Here is a 17352-nt window from a genome sequence, read left to right on the forward strand (position 1 = left end):
AGCTGGATAGAGTACCTGGCTACGAACCAGGCGGTCGGAGGTTCGAATCCTCCAGAGCGCGCCACATTATTAGAAAAAGCCTCGTTTATACGAGGCTTTTTTTATGCCTGCTGCAAATTTGTTGCGACAATGTTAAATTTGTTCGTTGTTTAACTTGTTGTATTTAAAGTAGTTCTTGATTGCTTCTTTGTTATTCCACCTTTCTCATATCAATTCCCAGAAAAGCCCCGTTTAAGTCACAGTTTAAATATCTAAAAATGACGTATTTGACAGATTTATGTGATCTGATAGGCGAATAATTAACCTTATGTGTGCGTTATCCGTAACAGAACCTTAAACAAAATTGACAAACTTTTACCAATCGAGATAATCCATGGGTCGGGATCACTATTCGCTGAAATCCTGTACGTATGTCAGGATGACGAAGAAAGGAAGCAACATGACTAATATTGGAAGCCTGCTAGGAGATGCGGCGACTCTAATGATAACGGGGATGTCCGTTGTCTTTATTTTCCTAACTATTCTAGTTTACCTCGTTCGGTTGATGTCAAAACTGGTACCAGAAGAAGTACCAGAGCCGATCGCAGCACCTAAAAAAATTCAAAAATCACAATCAAACCCTTCAGCTGTTAGTCCACAGGTAGTGGCTGCAATTTCGGCCGCGGTTCATCAATACCGTGCGTCTACTGCTAAGTAGTATTTAAAGGATTAAAAAGGAGTTTATGAGCATGTCTAAACCACTAGCTATCACAGATGTGGTACTTCGTGACGCGCACCAGTCACTATTTGCTACTCGTATGCGTATCGAAGATATGCTGCCAATTGCGGCAGAACTGGATAAAGTCGGTTACTGGTCACTTGAGACTTGGGGCGGCGCGACGTTTGATTCGTGTATCCGTTTTCTTGGCGAGGATCCATGGGAGCGTTTGCGTGAGCTGAAAAAAGCGATGCCAAACACACCAATGCAGATGCTACTGCGTGGTCAAAACCTATTGGGCTACCGTCACTACGCGGATGATGTAGTAGAAAAATTTGTTGAACGTGCCCATAAAAACGGCATGGACGTATTCCGTATCTTTGATGCGATGAATGACGTGCGTAACTTTGAAAAAGCAGTGAAAGCAACGATCGACGTTGGTGGCCACGCTCAAGGTACGTTGTCTTACACAACCAGTCCGGTCCACAATTCAGATACTTGGGTTGATTTGGCTAAGCGCCTAGAGGACCTAGGTTGTCACTCACTATGTATCAAAGATATGTCAGGTTTATTAAAGCCGTATGAAGCAGAAGAGCTGATTACACGTATCAAAGCATCGTGTGACGTTCCTCTAGCACTGCATAGCCACGCGACAACTGGTCTATCGACTGCAACAGCGGTTAAAGCCGTTGAAGCGGGTATCGACATTCTAGATACCGCTATTTCTTCAATGAGCTGTACTTACGGTCATACGCCAACCGAAACGGTTGTTGCGATGTTAGAAGGTACAGAGCGCGACACGAATCTTAAACTAGACCAAATCGAACCCATCGCGGCTTACTTCCGTGATGTACGTAAAAAGTACGCGAAATGGGAAGGTCAGCTAAAAGGTGTCGATTCTCGCATCTTAATCGCTCAAGTTCCTGGCGGAATGTTAACTAACATGGAAGGCCAGCTTAAAGAGCAAGGCGCCGCCGATCGCATGGATGAAGTTCTAGAAGAGATCCCACGCGTACGTAAAGAGCTTGGTTACATTCCTTTAGTAACACCAACTTCTCAGATTGTCGGTACTCAAGCGGTTATTAACGTCTTAACGGGCGAACGCTATAAGAGCATCACGAAAGAGACTGCTGGTCTACTGAAAGGTGAATACGGTCAAGCTCCTGCTGAAGTGGATGCTGAACTGCAAGCGAAAGTTCTAGACGGTGCAGAGCCGATTACTTGTCGTCCTGCTGATTTACTTAAGTCTGAAATGGATACGTTAACGACGGATCTGTTAGAGAAAGCGAAATCAGAGGGTATCTCTCTAGCTGAAGATACGGTTGATGATGTACTGACTTACGCGCTCTTCCCACAAGTGGGTCTTAAGTTCCTTAAGAACCGTCGTAATCCTGAAGCATTTGAACCTGCACCAACGCTAGAAGTTGCGGCTCCAGTTGCTGCAGCTCCTGTACAAGCTTCTGGTGGTATTGAAAGCTACAGCGTGAAGGTTGATGGTCAAGTTTACGATGTTGAAGTTGGCCCACAAGGTGAACTGACATCGGTGGCGCCATCTGCAAAACCTGCTCAGGCTGCACCAGTAGCAGCGTCTGACGCTGAAGCGGTTCCAGCTCCATTGGCGGGTAACATCTTTAAAGTAAACGTTCAGGCGGGTACTGAGGTTTCTGAAGGCGACGTTCTACTAATCCTAGAAGCGATGAAGATGGAAACGGAAGTTCGTGCTGCTCGTGGTGGTATCGTTCAAGAATTGAATGTTAAAGAAGGCGATGCAGTTACTGTAGGCGCTCCACTACTAAGCTTAGCGTAAGGGAGTACCATGGAAGGATTGATGACCTTATGGTCTGAAACAGGGATTGCGAACTTTGAGTTCGGCCAGATCTGTATGATGCTGGTTGGTTGCTTACTGTTGTTTTTGGCAATTCGTAAAGGATTTGAACCGTTACTTCTACTGCCTATTGGTTTTGGTGCTGTATTAGCAAACATTCCAAATGCTGGGTTTACTGATCCAGGTGGTTTGCTCTACTACGTCTACTACATTGGTATTGAGACAGGTATTTTCCCACTGCTGATCTTTATGGGTGTTGGTGCGATGACGGACTTCGGTGCGTTGATTGCGAACCCTAAAACGTTGTGGCTAGGGGCTGCGGCTCAGTTTGGTATCTTCGCGACGCTATTTGGCGCGATCTTGCTGAACTACGTTCCAGGAATGGAGTTCTCGATGGCCGATGCTTCGTCAATTGCGATCATTGGTGGTGCCGATGGCCCAACTGCGATCTTCTTGGCGAGTAAGTTATCTCCGGATCTTTTAGGTGCCATTGCAGTAGCGGCTTATAGCTACATGGCTTTGGTTCCGATCATTCAGCCACCAATCATGAAAGCGTTAACGTCTCCTGAAGAGCGCAAAATTAAGATGGCTCAACTTCGTCACGTTAGCAAAGCCGAGAAGATTCTTTTCCCGCTTGCTGTACTACTGATGACGATTTTGTTCCTACCTTCAGCAACACCTCTAGTTGGTATGTTCTGTTTGGGTAACTTAATGCGTGAAGCGGGTGTGGTTGATCGCCTTTCAAAAACAGCTCAAAACGAACTGATTAACGTTGTAACTATTTTCCTAGGTCTAGGGGTTGGTTCTAAGCTTCAAGCGGATACGTTCTTGAACTTAGAAACATTGGGTATTCTAGGTTTAGGTGCGGTCGCGTTCAGTATCGGTACGGCGGGTGGTGTATTGATGGCTAAGGTGTTGAACCGATTCTCGAAAGAGGACATCAACCCACTGATTGGCGCAGCTGGCGTATCAGCGGTTCCAATGGCGGCACGTGTTGTGAACAAGGTTGGTCTTGAGGCAAACCCTCAGAACTTCTTGTTGATGCATGCAATGGGCCCGAACGTAGCCGGTGTACTTGGTAGTGCGGTTGCGGCGGGTATTCTATTAGCTCTCGTGGGCTAGTGGATTTGCTGGGTCATGTATCGTTACGTTAATTGGTCGTCAATTTACGAATGAGCGGTTAACTTAGCCTTATTAAATGGTTTATAGTCAAAGGGATGCTTTCGCATCCCTTTCTTTTTATTAATTAGGGTGCTTGCTCACTAGGGCTTTTATCAATCAAGGAAATGTGGAAATGGAAAATAAACAGATTGCGATTACTCAATTCGGCGGCGTCGAAAACCTAAGTATTCAAACCAGTGCGATCCCTGAGCCTAAGGCTGGAGAAGTGGTGGTTAAAGTTTCCTTTTCAGGCATTAATCCGATTGATGTCAAAACCCGAGCGGGCCTTGGTTGGGCGGCAGCACAAAACAAAGATAACCTACCTTGGGTACCTGGCTACGATATTTCAGGGCAAATTGTCTCGCTAGGCGAACAGGCTGAACGCTTTACTGTTGGTGATAACGTAGCTGGCTTTATTGGTTTTCCACTGCAAGGTGGCGGTTACAGCCAATATGTGTGTGTTCCAGAAGCTGCATTAAGTATGGTTCCTGATTCTGTCACTCTAGAAGCGGCAGCTGCATTACCACTCGCGAGTCAAACAGCGGCACAAGCGCTCAACAAAGCCGAAGTGAAAGAAGGCGACCGCGTGCTTATCTTGGCGGGCGCGGGCGGCGTTGGTCACCTTGCGGTTCAAATTGCAGTGGCAGCAAAAGCAGAGGTTTACACAACCTGCAGCGAAGCCAACCTTGATTACCTTGCGACGCTAGGTGCTCACGCGATTAACTATAAGTTTGCACCAGCATCAGAAAGAGTATCTGATGTCGATGTGTTGATTGACTTGGTCGGCGGCGATACCGCGCTTGATGCATTGAAGTGCCTAAAAGATGACGCGCGAGTCGTGACTGTGCCGACTCTATCTGCAGAACTTATCTGCGAAAAAGCCACACTATTAGGTTTTACTGCATCAGGCATGCTGGTTGAACCAAGCCCTGAGCAAATGGACACTATGCTTTACATGGTCAGTGTCGGATTACTCAAAACAGAAATTCAAGGTATCTACCAATTAGACGAGGCGCAGTCGGCGCACCTGCAGGTTGAAACCGGACACACCAGAGGCAAGGTGCTACTTAAAATGCAAGAAAGTTGATAGGCAGTGTTAGAATTTTTTAACTCCCTTTTTGAAAATATCGCGCTGTGGTTCTCGGACTCGGCGCTGTGGGTACTCTTCATTAGTGGCTTCTTGAGTGCCACGTTACTCCCCGGTGGTTCAGAAGCTAGCCTTGTGGCTGCATTGAGCTTAGATCAGTTTTCAACCTCATCGATCATTCTAGTGGCGACATTAGGCAATACCTTAGGCGGCCTGACTAACTATTGGATTGGTTTGTGGTTGCCTAATCGAACTCAATCTGAAAAGCATGGTCATAAGGCTATAGCTTGGCTGAGTCGCTATGGCTACTGGACACTGTTATTTAGTTGGTTACCGATCATTGGTGACCCTTTGTGTCTCGCTGCGGGTTGGCTAAGAATGAAATTCATCCCTAGCGTTATTTTGATAGCGATTGGCAAAGCCGCTCGCTATAGCTTACTTGCTGCTATCTACTTCGGTTTTTTCTAAGGAGAACCTATGAAAAAGGTTTTACTTGGTACATTTTCTCTTATCGCCATTGCTGGCTGTTCTTACAATGTACCTAGCTCAACGCCCTTCTTTTCCTCGTTACCTGAAGGTGTCACTCTGTTAGAAGAGGTTAAGCCCTCTAAAGATAAAGTAGTGATTCCTTACACCAAGTATCAGCTTGAAAACGGTCTGACAGTTATTCTTTCCCCTGATGATTCCGATCCGTTGGTGCATGTTGATGTAACTTATCACGTCGGTTCAGCACGTGAAGAGATAGGCAAGTCGGGATTTGCTCACTTCTTTGAGCACATGATGTTCCAGGGTTCAGAGAACGTTGGTGACCAACAGCACTTTAAGATCATTACCGAAGCGGGTGGCTCGTTAAACGGCACGACCAACCGTGACCGCACCAACTATTTTGAAACTGTTCCTTCTAACCAACTTGAGAAAATGTTGTGGTTAGAATCAGACCGAATGGGCTTCTTGTTGGATGCTGTTTCTCAGAAGAAATTTGAGGTTCAAAGAGGCACGGTCAAGAACGAGCGAGCGCAGAGCTACGAAAATCGTCCTTACGGCTTGATGTGGGAACGCATGGGCGAAGCGCTTTACCCTGAAGGTCACCCTTACTCTTGGCAACCAATCGGCTATGTTGAAGATCTTGACCGTGTTGACGTGAATGATCTTAAAGCGTTCTTCCTGCGTTGGTACGGCCCAAACAATGCCGTGTTAACGATTGGTGGTGATATCGACGTTGATGACACGCTAGAATGGGTTAACAAGTACTTTGGTTCAATTCCTCAAGGCCCTGAAGTGAAGGCGGCAGAGAAGCAACCTGCTGTTCTAACAGAAGATAAATACATCACCTTAGAAGACAATATTCGTCAGCCGATGGTGCTGGTGGGGTGGCCAACAACGTATCGCGGTGAAGAGACGCAAGCTTCACTGAATGCATTGTCTAACGTGTTAGGTTCAGGTACCAACAGTTACCTATATCAAAACCTCGTAAAAACGCAGAAGGCCGTCAGCGCTGGCTCTTTCCATGATTGTGCTGAGTTGGCGTGTACCATGTACGTGTATGCAATGGGCAACTCAGGTGAAAAAGGCGATTTGACGGTTCTCAATAAAGAGCTGATGGATACCCTGGAGCAATTCTCGAAAGAGGGCGTTGAGCAAGAGCGTTTAGACCAGATCACTGGCATGGCCGAAGCGAATGCTGTTTTTGCATTGCAAAGCGTTAAAGGTAAGGTGTCGCAACTCGCGTCGAACCAAACCTTCTATGGTCAGCCTGATCGCATTGAATCACAACTCGATCAAATCCGAGCGGTGACGCCTGAGAGCGTGAGCAAGGCATACCAAGATTTCATCGAAGGTAAGCACAAGGTTACCTTGAGTGTGGTTCCTAAGAAAAAGCTCGATTTGGCGGTTCGTGAAGCGACCTTTACCACGCCACCACGTACGTTGCCGGAATACAGCAAGGTGACGGAAGATCAACTGGATTTCAGAAAGGCACCGGATACCTTTGATCGCAGTGTGATGCCAGAAGTGAACTTTGGTGTTGAGGCGACCATGCCTGAGTTGTACCGCATGCACTTTGCAAATGGCACTGACTTAATTGGTACCGTGACCAGTGAAACTCCGACAGTACAGCTGCAAATTCAATTGCCTGCAGGCGAACGCTATGTTCGCAAAGGGCAAGAAGGCCTAGCGAACCTAACGGCTTCGATGATGGAAGAAGGCTCAACTAAACGAACCGTTGAAGAGTTACAAGCGACCTTAGATAAACTTGGTAGCAGCGTGAGCATTAGTGCGGGCAGCTACACCACAGATATTTCAGTCTCGACGCTAGAGAAAAACTTGCCTCAAACCTTAGCGATTGTGCAAGAGGTTCTATTCGATCCTAAGTTCGATGAGCAAGATTTTGAGCGCGTTAAGAAACAGATGCTAGAAGGCGTTGTGTATCAGCATCAGCAGCCAAGCTGGATGGCTTCTCAAGCAACCCGTGAAGTGCTGTTTGGTGACACTGTTTTTGCTCGTGCAAGTGATGGTACTAAGGAATCTCTATCGAAATTGACCTTAGACGATGTGAAAAAATTCTATGCGCAACATTACACACCAGAAGGTGCCAATATTGTTGTGGTGGGAGACATCTCGAAGAAAGAGGTAGGCAAACAGCTACAATTCTTTGAAGAGTGGCAAGGCGATGCGGCACCATTAACGCGTCCACAGATCGTTAAAGAGCTTTCTGGTCAGCACCTGTACTTAGTTGATAAACCGGGTGCGCCGCAAAGCATTGTTCGCTTGGTTCGTAAGGGCCTGCCGTTTGATGCGACGGGCGAATTGTATTTGAGCCAGTTAGCTAACTTTAACTTAGCGGGCAACTTCAATAGCCGTATCAACCAGAACCTACGTGAAGACAAAGCCTACACTTACGGTGCAAGCGGTTACTTCGCAAGTACTCGTGAAACTGGCGCAGTGGTATTTAGCGCGCAGGTAAGGGCGAATGCGACGGTTCCATCGATTCAAGAGTTTATTAATGAGCTGAATGAGTTTAGCCAAAGTGGATTAACTGACGAAGAGGTGAAATTTATGCGCCTTGCCGTCGGTCAACAAGATGCACTTAAATACGAAACGCCAAGTCAAAAGGCGGGGTTGTTGAGTAATATTGTTGCATTGAGCCTTGATGAAGATTACCTACAACAGCGTAATCAGATAGTTGAAACGGTTTCAAAAGAGACCTTAAACGAGCTATCTAAGAAATGGTTTGACCCGAATGATTATCAAATAATCGTTGTTGGTGACGCGACTTCGCTTCGCCCGCAATTAGAAAAGTTAGATATTCCAATAGAAGAGCTTGAAATCATTCGTTAGAGTACACATTAAAGGGGGAGGGAAGAGACTCTACTTTTCTCCTCCAACCTAATTTATGATAGTTCTAATCAGAACAATATAAGATAAGTGAACTGAATTTTGACTGATTTTGCTGCGCGACTAAAGCAAGTTGCAACCAACCCTAAGACCTTCTCTCAATTTGGTCGTGGTGTTGAAAGGGAAACATTACGCTACACGGAAGATGGGCACCTTGCTACTGGGCCGCACCCTGAGGCTTTGGGATCTGCGTTGATGAACGAATGGGTAACGACCGATTTCTCTGAGTCGCTACTGGAATTTATCACGCCTGTTTCTAACGACGTTCCGACGCTTTTGAATCAGTTGTCTGATATCCACCACTTCACGCAAACCAAGTTAGACGGCGAAAAACTATGGCCGCTTTCTATGCCTTGTTACGTTGGCAGTGAAGATTACATTCAGCTAGCGCAATACGGCACCTCGAATAACGGTAAGATGAAGACCCTATATCGTGAAGGCCTAAAACGTCGTTACGGTAGCCTGATGCAGATTATCTCTGGTGTTCACTTCAACTTCTCTTTCCCAGAAAGCTTTTGGGATAGCCTGTTTGGAGAGCAAACTGAAGAAGCGCGTTGTGAATCTAAGTCAGATGCTTACTTTGGTTTGATTCGTAACTACTACCGCTTTGGTTGGTTAATCCCATACTTCTTCGGTGCTTCACCTGCGCTATGTTCTTCTTTCATCAAAGGAAGAGAAACAAACCTACCTTTTGAAAAGGTTGGTGAGACATTGTATCTGCCAAAAGCAACGGCGCTGCGCCTGAGCGACCTTGGCTACACGAACAGTGCGCAAAGTGTGTTGAAGATTGGTTTCAACAGCCTAGACCAATACCTTGAAGGTTTGAATCAAGCGATTCGCACACCATCAGAAGAATTTGCCGAGATTGGCACTAAGGTTGATGGTGAATACCGTCAGTTGAATAGCAACGTACTGCAAATTGAAAATGAGCTTTACGCTCCAATCCGCCCTAAGCGTGTCGCGAAGAGTGGTGAGAAACCATCTGAAGCATTGGCACGCGGTGGTGTTGAGTACATTGAGGTTCGTTCTTTAGATGTAAACCCATTCAGCTCAATTGGTATCAATGAGCAGCAGGTTCGCTTCCTAGACTTATTCCTAACGTGGAGTGTGCTAACGGACTCTGCTGAGATGGATAACTGCGAGCTTGAATGCTGGCGCGATAACTGGAACAAGGTGATCCTACAAGGTCGTCAGGTTGGTCTAGAGCTGCAAATCGGTTGTCATGGTGAGCGATTGTCTCTGCAAGATTGGGCGAAGCGTGTCTTCAAAGATCTGCGCTCTATTGCCGAGATGATGGACGCTGAACAAGGTGGTCGTGCATACCAAGAAACATGCGATACGCTTGAGGCTTGGATTGATAACCCTGAGCTAACTATTTCTGGCCAGTTGCTAGAAGAGACCAAAAAATTGGGCGGCTTAGGTAAAGTGGGTTGCGCGTTAGGTAAAACGTACGCTCAGCAACACAAAGCGCACCAATACAAAGTATATTCAGCTGAGTTGATGGAAGCAGAAGTTCAACGTTCTGTGATTGCTCAGCAACAAAGTGAAGAAGCAAGCACTCAAGATTTTGATAGCTTCTTAGCGGATTATTTTTCGTATTTAAAAGCATAGCGAGACTTTGGTGGAAAGGAAGCAAGCCTTATTAGGTCAGCCTACTCGAGTGAGTAGTAAATGGTTACCTGTAGTGACTGTTGGTGTTGTCTCTAGCCTGTTGGTTGGATGTGCAACGCCACCGCCAAAGCAGCAAGATAATTTGTGTAGCATCTTTCGAGAGCACCCTTCATGGTATGAAGATGCCTTGGATATGCAAGAAGAATGGGGAACGCCGATTAACGTTGCGATGGCTTTTGTGAAACAAGAGAGTAGCTATCGTCATGATGCGCGCCCACCTAAAGATTACATTCTTGGCTTTATACCGTGGGGGCGTGTAAGCAGTGCCTACGGTTATGCACAAGCTCAAGATCCTGCTTGGGAAGACTTCCAAAAGGCGACCAATAACGGTGGTTCAAGAACCAACTTTGATGATGCATTGATGTTCATCGGTTGGTATACCAGCGAGACGCGTCGTCAATTGGGCATCTCACTATGGGACCCATATAACCAATACCTAGCTTATCATGAAGGCCGTGGTGGTTATAAGCGTAAGTCATACAACAGCAAGCCATCGCTAATTAAGGTGGCGCGCAAAGTCGAACAGCAAGCAAAAGATTATGGATGGCAGCTGAAACAGTGCCGCAAAGAACTAGAAGACAATCGAAGCTGGTTTTTCTAAAGCCAGCCGTCATGGAGAAGAGCAATGCCTTTATTAGATAGTTTCACTGTTGATCACACACGCATGAACGCACCTGCCGTTCGTGTTGCTAAAACAATGCAAACCCCAAAAGGGGATACCATCACTGTGTTTGACCTGCGTTTTACTGCGCCAAACAAAGACATCCTATCTGAGAAAGGTATCCATACTCTAGAGCACCTATATGCTGGTTTCATGCGTAATCAATTGAACGGTTCAGATGTAGAGATCATCGATATCTCACCGATGGGCTGTCGCACTGGTTTCTACATGAGCCTGATTGGTACGCCTACAGAACAACAAGTGGCTGACGGTTGGTTGGCAGCGATGCAAGACGTACTGAAAGTTGAGAACCAGAATAAGATCCCTGAGCTGAACGAATACCAATGTGGTACCGCGGCAATGCACTCTTTGGATGAAGCGAAAGAGATCGCGAATGCGATCATCGCTGCAGGCATCTCTGTAAACAAGAATGATGAACTGGCACTGCCAGAGTCTATGCTGCAAGAGCTTAAGATCGACTAGTCATTGATAGCTACCCTAGATAGGGCGAGTTAGATACTAAAAGGCCCGGTTCAATGAACCGGGCCTTTTTCGTCAACGTATTTTAGGGCGAGACAGAGATTCAGTGATAACTCAGTTAGCCGTTCACGATCTGTGGGAACACGCGAACCAGTTTGATGCGGTTCTCTTCAAGCTCAACAATTTCCATTGGGTGGCTGGCAACCTGAACACTCAGGTGACTCTCAGGAATATCTTCAAGATGTTCCAGTATCAAACCATTCAGCGTTCTTGGGCCATCGGTAGGCAGTGCCCACTGTAAGCCTTTGTTGATATCTCGGATATTGGCACTGCCTTCAATCAAGAAGCTGCCATCGCTTTGCGGAGTAATCTCTTCAGATAAGCTTGGGGTGATTGAGGTGGTAAACTCACCTACGATCTCTTCTAGAATATCTTCTAATGTAACCAAACCATTGATGTCGCCATACTCATCAACAATCAAACCGATGCGCTGCTTATTGCGTTGAAACTTAAGCAGTTGAATATTGAGTGGTGTCGCTTCAGGAATAAAGTAGATCTCATCCGCGGCACGCAACAGGGTTTCTTTATTGAATTCGTTCTTTTCAAGCATCAGACGGTAAGCTTCACGCAGCCTAAGCATGCCGACCACTTCATCTATTTGGTCACGGTACAGCACTACGCGACCATGAGGCGAGTGGGTAAGTTGACGAACGATCGATTTCCAGTCGTCATTGATGTCGATACCAGTAATCTCATTACGCGGCACCATGATGTCGTTCACGGTGACGTGCTCTAAATCCAGAATAGACACCAACATATCTTGGTGACGTTGAGGGATTAAGCTACCGGCTTCATTTACCACGGTTCTAAGCTCTTCGGAGCTCAAGTGGTCGGTTGCATCATGGCTGGCTTTAACGCCTAAGATACGAATGAAGCCGTTGGTAATGAAGTTCACTAAGATCACCAATGGTGATAGCACCTTCATCAGTATCATCAAAAGGATACTACTCGCGTAAGAGACACGTTCAGGAAATAGAGAAGCGATGGTCTTTGGGGTTACCTCGGCGAATACTAGGATCACGAGAGTCAGGGTACCAGTAGCGATAGCCACACCGATATCCCCGTAGATGCGCATACCAAGAATAGTAGCGATCGCAGATGCAAGAATGTTGACGAGATTGTTGCCGATGAGAATGAGGCCAATCAATCTGTCTGGGCGGTTCAGAAGTTTCTCTACGCGTTTGGCACCTTTATGACCCGTATTGGCCAAGTGCTTTAAACGGTAGCGGTTCAAGGACATCATGCCCGTTTCGGAACCAGAGAAATAACCAGAAATTACAATGAGACACGCGAGTAGCGCAAATAAGATACCCGTTGATATGTCGTCCAAAACTATTCTTTTCCTATTTGTGTATCTTGATTAATTTATGACCGAACATGGTCGAGATGTCAATTGAATCTAACGGACTCAATATTTTAAAGGCAAGGTGTGTGAGACCTTGCCTTTATTTTACAGACTAGTTCAGGATGATTTCCTGAACGAAGCGGCTACCGAAGTAGGCCAATGTGAGCATGCTGGCGCCGGCCAGTGCGAACCAAGTGACTTTCTGTCCACGCCAACCTTTTTGGTAGTGACCCCATAAAAGGATGGAGTAGATAACCCAAGCGATAAAAGACAATACCGCTTTGTGCGCCTTTCCTTGAGCAAACATATCTTGTACGAAGATAAGGCCAGTCAGCAAAGTACCCGATAATAAACCATTACCAATCAGAATGATCTTGAAAAGCTGTCTCTCTACCATCATTAAAGGAGGTAGGTTAGGGTTTATCACTAAGGCCTTTTTCTTTTTAAGTTTGTGATCTAGCCAAGCAAGTTGCAGGGCGTATAGCGCGCCGATAGTTAACGTTGCGTATGAGAATAGAGCCAAAGATATGTGCACGAGCAGTTTTGGGTCATTCTCTAGATGTTTGATGAAGGTGCTTGGAAGAAAAGTGGCAGCCATCAAGTTCAGCGCAGCGAAGCTATAGACGACGGGTAAGATAAACCACAGACGGGTTTTGAGCATGGCACCGCTCATTACCACAGATATGATTAAACTGATTAATGAAGCAACGTTCAAGATACTGAGGTTTTGGCCACTGGCATTAAAAATCAAATCGCCAAGCAACCAAGCATGGAAAGCTAGAGCAAGTAATGCGCTGATAAACACCGTTTTTACACGGATTCCTGTTTGGTGCACGAGACCTGGAATGATCGTGGAAATTGCCATTGTATAAAGAAAGGCTGCTGCGATCGCAATAAGACTGTCCATGGTATCCATTTTAATGATTACTAATTGGCGAATTATACCTCGCATCGCTCTTTGGGGCTATGGCGAACCTCATCCAATTCCAAGTGAATAATGTCTCACATCACAAGCACGGATGATTAACGCTCTACAACGGGTATGACTCTAATCCGCGCTAATGTATACTCACAGTAATAGTCGCAGTTTTGAGCGAAGAGAAAACTATGTTTGATAATTTAACGGATCGTCTATCCAAAACGCTGAAGAACATCAGCGGTAAAGGTCGTCTGACCGAAGACAACATTAAAGAGACGCTGCGTGAAGTACGTATGGCGCTACTTGAAGCCGACGTTGCACTGCCCGTTGTCCGCGATTTTGTTAAGCGCGTAAAAGAAGGCGCTGTGGGTGTTGAGGTTTCTAAATCTCTAACGCCTGGTCAAGAATTCATTAAGATCGTTCAAGCTGAACTTGAAGCGGTGATGGGTGAGTCTAACGAGGCTCTTAACCTAGCAGCGCAGCCGCCAGCCGTTATCTTAATGGCGGGTCTACAAGGTGCGGGTAAAACCACATCGGTAGGTAAGCTATCTAAGCTTCTAACTGAGCGTGACAAGAAGAAAGTCTTGGTTGTGTCTGCCGACGTTTACCGTCCAGCGGCGATCAAACAGCTTGAAACGTTAGCAAGCGATGTTGGCGTCGACTTCTTCCCATCTTCAGCTGATCAAAAACCTCTTGATATTGCAAACGCTGCAATCGACCACGCGAAGAAGAAATTCTACGACGTGCTACTTGTCGATACTGCGGGTCGTTTGGCTATCGATGAAGAGATGATGGGCGAGATCAAAGAGCTTCATACTGCAATTAAACCAGTAGAGACACTGTTCGTTGTTGATGCAATGACAGGTCAAGATGCTGCGAACACTGCAAAAGCCTTTGGTGATGCGTTACCACTAACCGGTGTTATCTTGACGAAAGTTGATGGTGATGCGCGTGGTGGTGCTGCTCTGTCTGTTCGTCATATCACAGGCAAGCCGATTAAATTCTTGGGTGTTGGTGAAAAGACTGACGCACTAGAACCGTTCCACCCAGATCGTGTTGCTTCTCGTATCTTAGGTATGGGCGACGTACTGTCTCTTATTGAAGACCTACAGAAAAACGTTGATACCGAGAAAGCAGAGAAACTGGCTAAGAAGTTCAAAGAGAAGAAAGGCTTTGACCTTGAAGACTTCCGTGAACAGCTAGGTCAGATGCAAAACATGGGCGGCATGATGGGCATGATGGATAAGCTTCCAGGCATGTCTCAGCTACCAGATAACGTTAAAGATAAAGTTGATGACAAGATGTTCAAGCAAATGGAAGCGATCATCAACTCTATGACCATGAAAGAGCGTCAACGCCCTGACCTAATCAAAGGCTCTCGCAAAAAGCGTATTGCCGCTGGTTCTGGTACACAGGTACAAGATGTAAACCGTATGCTTAAGCAGTTCACCCAAATGCAGAAGATGATGAAGAAGATGCAGAAAGGTGGCATGAAAGGCATGATGCGCAACATGCAAGGCATGATGGGCGGCGGTGGAGGTATGGGCGGAATGGGTGGTGGCTTTAACCCGTTTGGTCGATAATCTACAAATGTAAGCTTTAGCTACGTTACTTTTCATAGTGTTAGCCGTGTCACAGAAAGTGTACGGCAGCTATGTTGGTGAAAAAATAGCTAAAGCCCTTGCATTGCACCGGAATAAGAGTAAAATTCCGGGGCTTTAATTTGGCACGAGACCCCAAGCTATTTACTTATACTTGGGGTTAATTATTTTATTAAGAAAGCAAAGAGGACGACATGGTAACCATTCGTTTGGCACGTCACGGTGCAAAGAAGCGCCCATTTTATCAAATCGTAGTTGCGGATAGCCGTAACGCTGCAACTGGCCGTTTCATCGAGAAAGTAGGTTTCTTTAACCCTACTGCTCAAGGTCAAGAAGAAGGTCTACGTCTAGACCTAGATCGTGTTAACCACTGGGTTGGTCAAGGCGCATCTCTATCTGATCGTGTAGCTAAGCTAGTTAAAGACGCTCAAAAAGCGGCTTAATTCTTTTTTAAAGAGAAATAGCTTATGTCGATGAAGGGTAAAGAAACTATGAGCGAGCAAAACAATAGAATTGTCATGGGTAAACTTGGGTCTACCTATGGTATTCGTGGCTGGCTTAAAGTGTTCTCCTACACAGACAATGCTGAAAGCATATTTGATTACAGCCCTTGGTATTTAAACCTAAAGGGTAAGTGGGTTGAGTACAAAGTTGAGAGCTGGAAACGTCATGGCCAAGGTTATGTATGTAAGCTAGCGGGATTAGATGTTCGTGAAGACGCGCAACTGATGACTAACTTTGAAATTGCTATTGACCCTGCTTCGTTACCTGAATTGTCAGAAGATGAATTCTACTGGCGCGAATTGTTCGGTATGCAAGTTTTTACCACTAAAGGTTACGACCTTGGTGAGGTCACTGACCTATTAGAAACTGGCTCGAACGATGTTCTAGTAATCAAAGCAAATCTTAAAGATGCTTTTGGCCAAAAGGAACGGTTAGTACCGTACCTTGAAGAGCAAGTGATCAAGAAAGTTGATCGCGAAGCTCGCCGGATCGAAGTTGACTGGGATCCTGGATTCTAACTCCAAATTACAGAGCGAGAGAACACATGTGGGTTGGCATTATTAGCCTTTTTCCTGAAATGTTCCGTTCTGTTACTGATTTTGGAGTAACAGGTCAAGCGGTTAAAAAAGGTCTTTTATCTATTGAGACATGGAATCCTCGTGATTTCACTCATGATAAACATCGCACTGTTGATGACAGACCTTACGGTGGTGGTCCTGGCATGTTAATGATGGTTCAGCCTTTGCGCGACGCTATCACAACGGCCAAGCAAGCAGCACCGGGAAAGACGAAAGTTATCTATCTTTCACCTCAAGGTCGTAAACTCGACCAGAAAGGTGTTGAAGAGCTGGCAACAAACGAGAATTTACTTCTTATTTGTGGTCGCTACGAAGGGGTAGATGAGCGCATCATTCAATCTGAAGTTGACGAAGAATGGTCGATTGGAGATTTTGTGATGACGGGTGGCGAACTGCCAGCCATGACGCTGATTGATTCAGTATCTCGGTTTGTTCCGGGTGTACTTGGAGATTTCGCTTCAGCAGAAGAAGATTCTTTTGCAAATGGTTTGCTAGATTGTCCGCATTATACGCGCCCTGAGGTGCTAGACGATAAAGATGTACCATCGGTACTCAAGTCTGGAAACCATAAGGACATTCGTCGTTGGCGATTAAAACAATCGTTGGGCCGAACTTGGCTAAGAAGACCAGAACTCCTGGAAAACCTAGCTCTGACTGACGAACAGGAACAATTACTGGCTGAATTCATTAAAGAGCAACGCTCTTAACGAAAAGCAAGCAGTAACCTATTAAATTTAGTATCAGTTTATTCTAGGAATTTATACAAATGAGCAACATCATCAAGGCTCTTGAAGAAGAGCAACTAAAATCAGACCTTCCTAAATTCGCACCAGGTGACACTGTTGTAGTTCAGGTTAAGGTAAAAGAAGGTGACCGTGAGCGTCTACAGGCTTTCGAAGGCGTTGTAATCGCTATTCGTAACCGTGGTCTACACTCTGCATTCACAGTTCGTAAGATCTCGAACGGTGAAGGCGTAGAGCGTGCGTTCCAAACTCACTCTCCAATGGTTGATAGCATCGAAGTTAAACGCCGTGGTGCAGTACGTCGTGCCAAGTTGTACTACCTACGTGAGCGTTCTGGTAAGTCAGCTCGTATTAAAGAGAAGCTTACTAAGAAGTAATTCTTTTTGCATTCTATCGATAAAAGCGGAGCCATTTGGCTCCGCTTTTTTGTGTCTGTTATTTGGAGCTTAGCAGGTAAGAGATCCCCAATTCGCTCGTACCTCACTCTTGAGGATGACAAACCAGACGAAACTCATATTTAACCGTCATTCCCTAGACTGACGAAGGAAGGAGTAGGGAATCTCTACTAGCGCCGTGTTATAGGCAATAAAAAAGGATTGACGTTAAACGCCAACCCTTCAAAATTTA

The 17352-nt window shown here is 45.8% G+C and carries 16 protein-coding genes; 14 read left to right on the forward strand and 2 right to left on the reverse strand.

What is annotated here, in order from left to right; genetic code table 11:
• The first annotated feature begins 439 nt into the window (after window positions 1-439).
• The 9 genes from AB6D58_RS16440 (at window position 440) to luxS (ending at window position 10978) form a co-directional block, all read left to right on the forward strand.
• Window positions 440-697: an oxaloacetate decarboxylase subunit gamma gene (locus AB6D58_RS16440; protein ID WP_004741884.1), complete on the forward strand. Its 258-nt coding sequence runs from the start codon at window positions 440-442 to the stop codon at window positions 695-697.
• A gap of 31 nt (window positions 698-728) precedes the next feature.
• Window positions 729-2504 carry a sodium-extruding oxaloacetate decarboxylase subunit alpha gene (gene oadA, locus AB6D58_RS16445; protein WP_017059560.1) on the forward strand — a complete coding sequence of 592 codons (1776 nt, stop codon included), beginning with the start codon at window positions 729-731 and terminating at the stop codon, window positions 2502-2504.
• Between the two features lie 9 nt (window positions 2505-2513).
• Window positions 2514-3644: a sodium ion-translocating decarboxylase subunit beta gene (locus tag AB6D58_RS16450; protein ID WP_019825842.1), complete on the forward strand. Its 1131-nt coding sequence runs from the start codon at window positions 2514-2516 to the stop codon at window positions 3642-3644.
• Window positions 3645-3816: 172 nt separating this feature from the next.
• Entirely contained in the window at window positions 3817-4770 is a 954-nt protein-coding gene (locus AB6D58_RS16455) for an NADP-dependent oxidoreductase (protein WP_102319878.1), read from the forward strand.
• A 6-nt stretch (window positions 4771-4776) separates the two neighbouring features.
• Window positions 4777-5238: a YqaA family protein gene (locus AB6D58_RS16460; RefSeq protein ID WP_372157791.1), complete on the forward strand. Its 462-nt coding sequence runs from the start codon at window positions 4777-4779 to the stop codon at window positions 5236-5238.
• Window positions 5239-5247: 9 nt separating this feature from the next.
• Window positions 5248-8106 carry a pitrilysin family protein gene (locus AB6D58_RS16465; protein WP_017063228.1) on the forward strand — a complete coding sequence of 953 codons (2859 nt, stop codon included), beginning with the start codon at window positions 5248-5250 and terminating at the stop codon, window positions 8104-8106.
• 99 nt (window positions 8107-8205) lie between these two features.
• Entirely contained in the window at window positions 8206-9774 is a 1569-nt protein-coding gene (gene gshA / locus AB6D58_RS16470) for a glutamate--cysteine ligase (protein WP_102331920.1), read from the forward strand.
• A 10-nt stretch (window positions 9775-9784) separates the two neighbouring features.
• The gene (locus tag AB6D58_RS16475) at window positions 9785-10435 is read left to right on the forward strand and encodes a hypothetical protein (protein WP_017629422.1); all 651 of its coding nucleotides are present in this window, start codon (window positions 9785-9787) and stop codon (window positions 10433-10435) included.
• Between the two features lie 24 nt (window positions 10436-10459).
• Window positions 10460-10978 carry an S-ribosylhomocysteine lyase gene (gene luxS / locus AB6D58_RS16480; protein ID WP_017056597.1) on the forward strand — a complete coding sequence of 173 codons (519 nt, stop codon included), beginning with the start codon at window positions 10460-10462 and terminating at the stop codon, window positions 10976-10978.
• A 115-nt stretch (window positions 10979-11093) separates the two neighbouring features.
• On the opposite strand, the gene AB6D58_RS16485 is transcribed toward luxS, so the two are convergent.
• Window positions 11094-12365: an HlyC/CorC family transporter gene (locus tag AB6D58_RS16485; protein WP_017063233.1), complete on the reverse strand. Its 1272-nt coding sequence runs from the start codon at window positions 12363-12365 to the stop codon at window positions 11094-11096.
• Between the two features lie 127 nt (window positions 12366-12492).
• The gene (locus AB6D58_RS16490; RefSeq protein ID WP_372157793.1) at window positions 12493-13287 is read right to left on the reverse strand and encodes an inner membrane protein YpjD; all 795 of its coding nucleotides are present in this window, start codon (window positions 13285-13287) and stop codon (window positions 12493-12495) included.
• Between the two features lie 200 nt (window positions 13288-13487).
• On the opposite strand from AB6D58_RS16490, the gene ffh reads away from it, so the two are divergent.
• From ffh to rplS, 5 genes are all read left to right on the forward strand, one after another.
• A complete protein-coding gene (gene ffh, locus AB6D58_RS16495) occupies window positions 13488-14882 on the forward strand; it encodes a signal recognition particle protein (RefSeq protein ID WP_010435884.1) in 1395 nt (464 codons plus the stop codon).
• A 212-nt stretch (window positions 14883-15094) separates the two neighbouring features.
• Complete coding sequence (gene rpsP, locus AB6D58_RS16500; RefSeq protein WP_004410028.1) at window positions 15095-15343, forward strand: 30S ribosomal protein S16; 249 nt, start codon at window positions 15095-15097, stop codon at window positions 15341-15343.
• A 24-nt stretch (window positions 15344-15367) separates the two neighbouring features.
• Window positions 15368-15922 carry a ribosome maturation factor RimM gene (gene rimM / locus AB6D58_RS16505; RefSeq protein ID WP_017063236.1) on the forward strand — a complete coding sequence of 185 codons (555 nt, stop codon included), beginning with the start codon at window positions 15368-15370 and terminating at the stop codon, window positions 15920-15922.
• A 26-nt stretch (window positions 15923-15948) separates the two neighbouring features.
• Window positions 15949-16689 carry a tRNA (guanosine(37)-N1)-methyltransferase TrmD gene (gene trmD, locus AB6D58_RS16510; protein WP_017061056.1) on the forward strand — a complete coding sequence of 247 codons (741 nt, stop codon included), beginning with the start codon at window positions 15949-15951 and terminating at the stop codon, window positions 16687-16689.
• 59 nt (window positions 16690-16748) lie between these two features.
• Complete coding sequence (rplS, locus tag AB6D58_RS16515; protein WP_004735514.1) at window positions 16749-17102, forward strand: 50S ribosomal protein L19; 354 nt, start codon at window positions 16749-16751, stop codon at window positions 17100-17102.
• The last annotated feature ends 250 nt before the right edge of the window (window positions 17103-17352 follow it).

This window comes from Vibrio sp. 10N.239.312.D08, assembly GCF_041466145.1.
Taxonomy (GTDB): domain Bacteria; phylum Pseudomonadota; class Gammaproteobacteria; order Enterobacterales; family Vibrionaceae; genus Vibrio; species Vibrio crassostreae_C.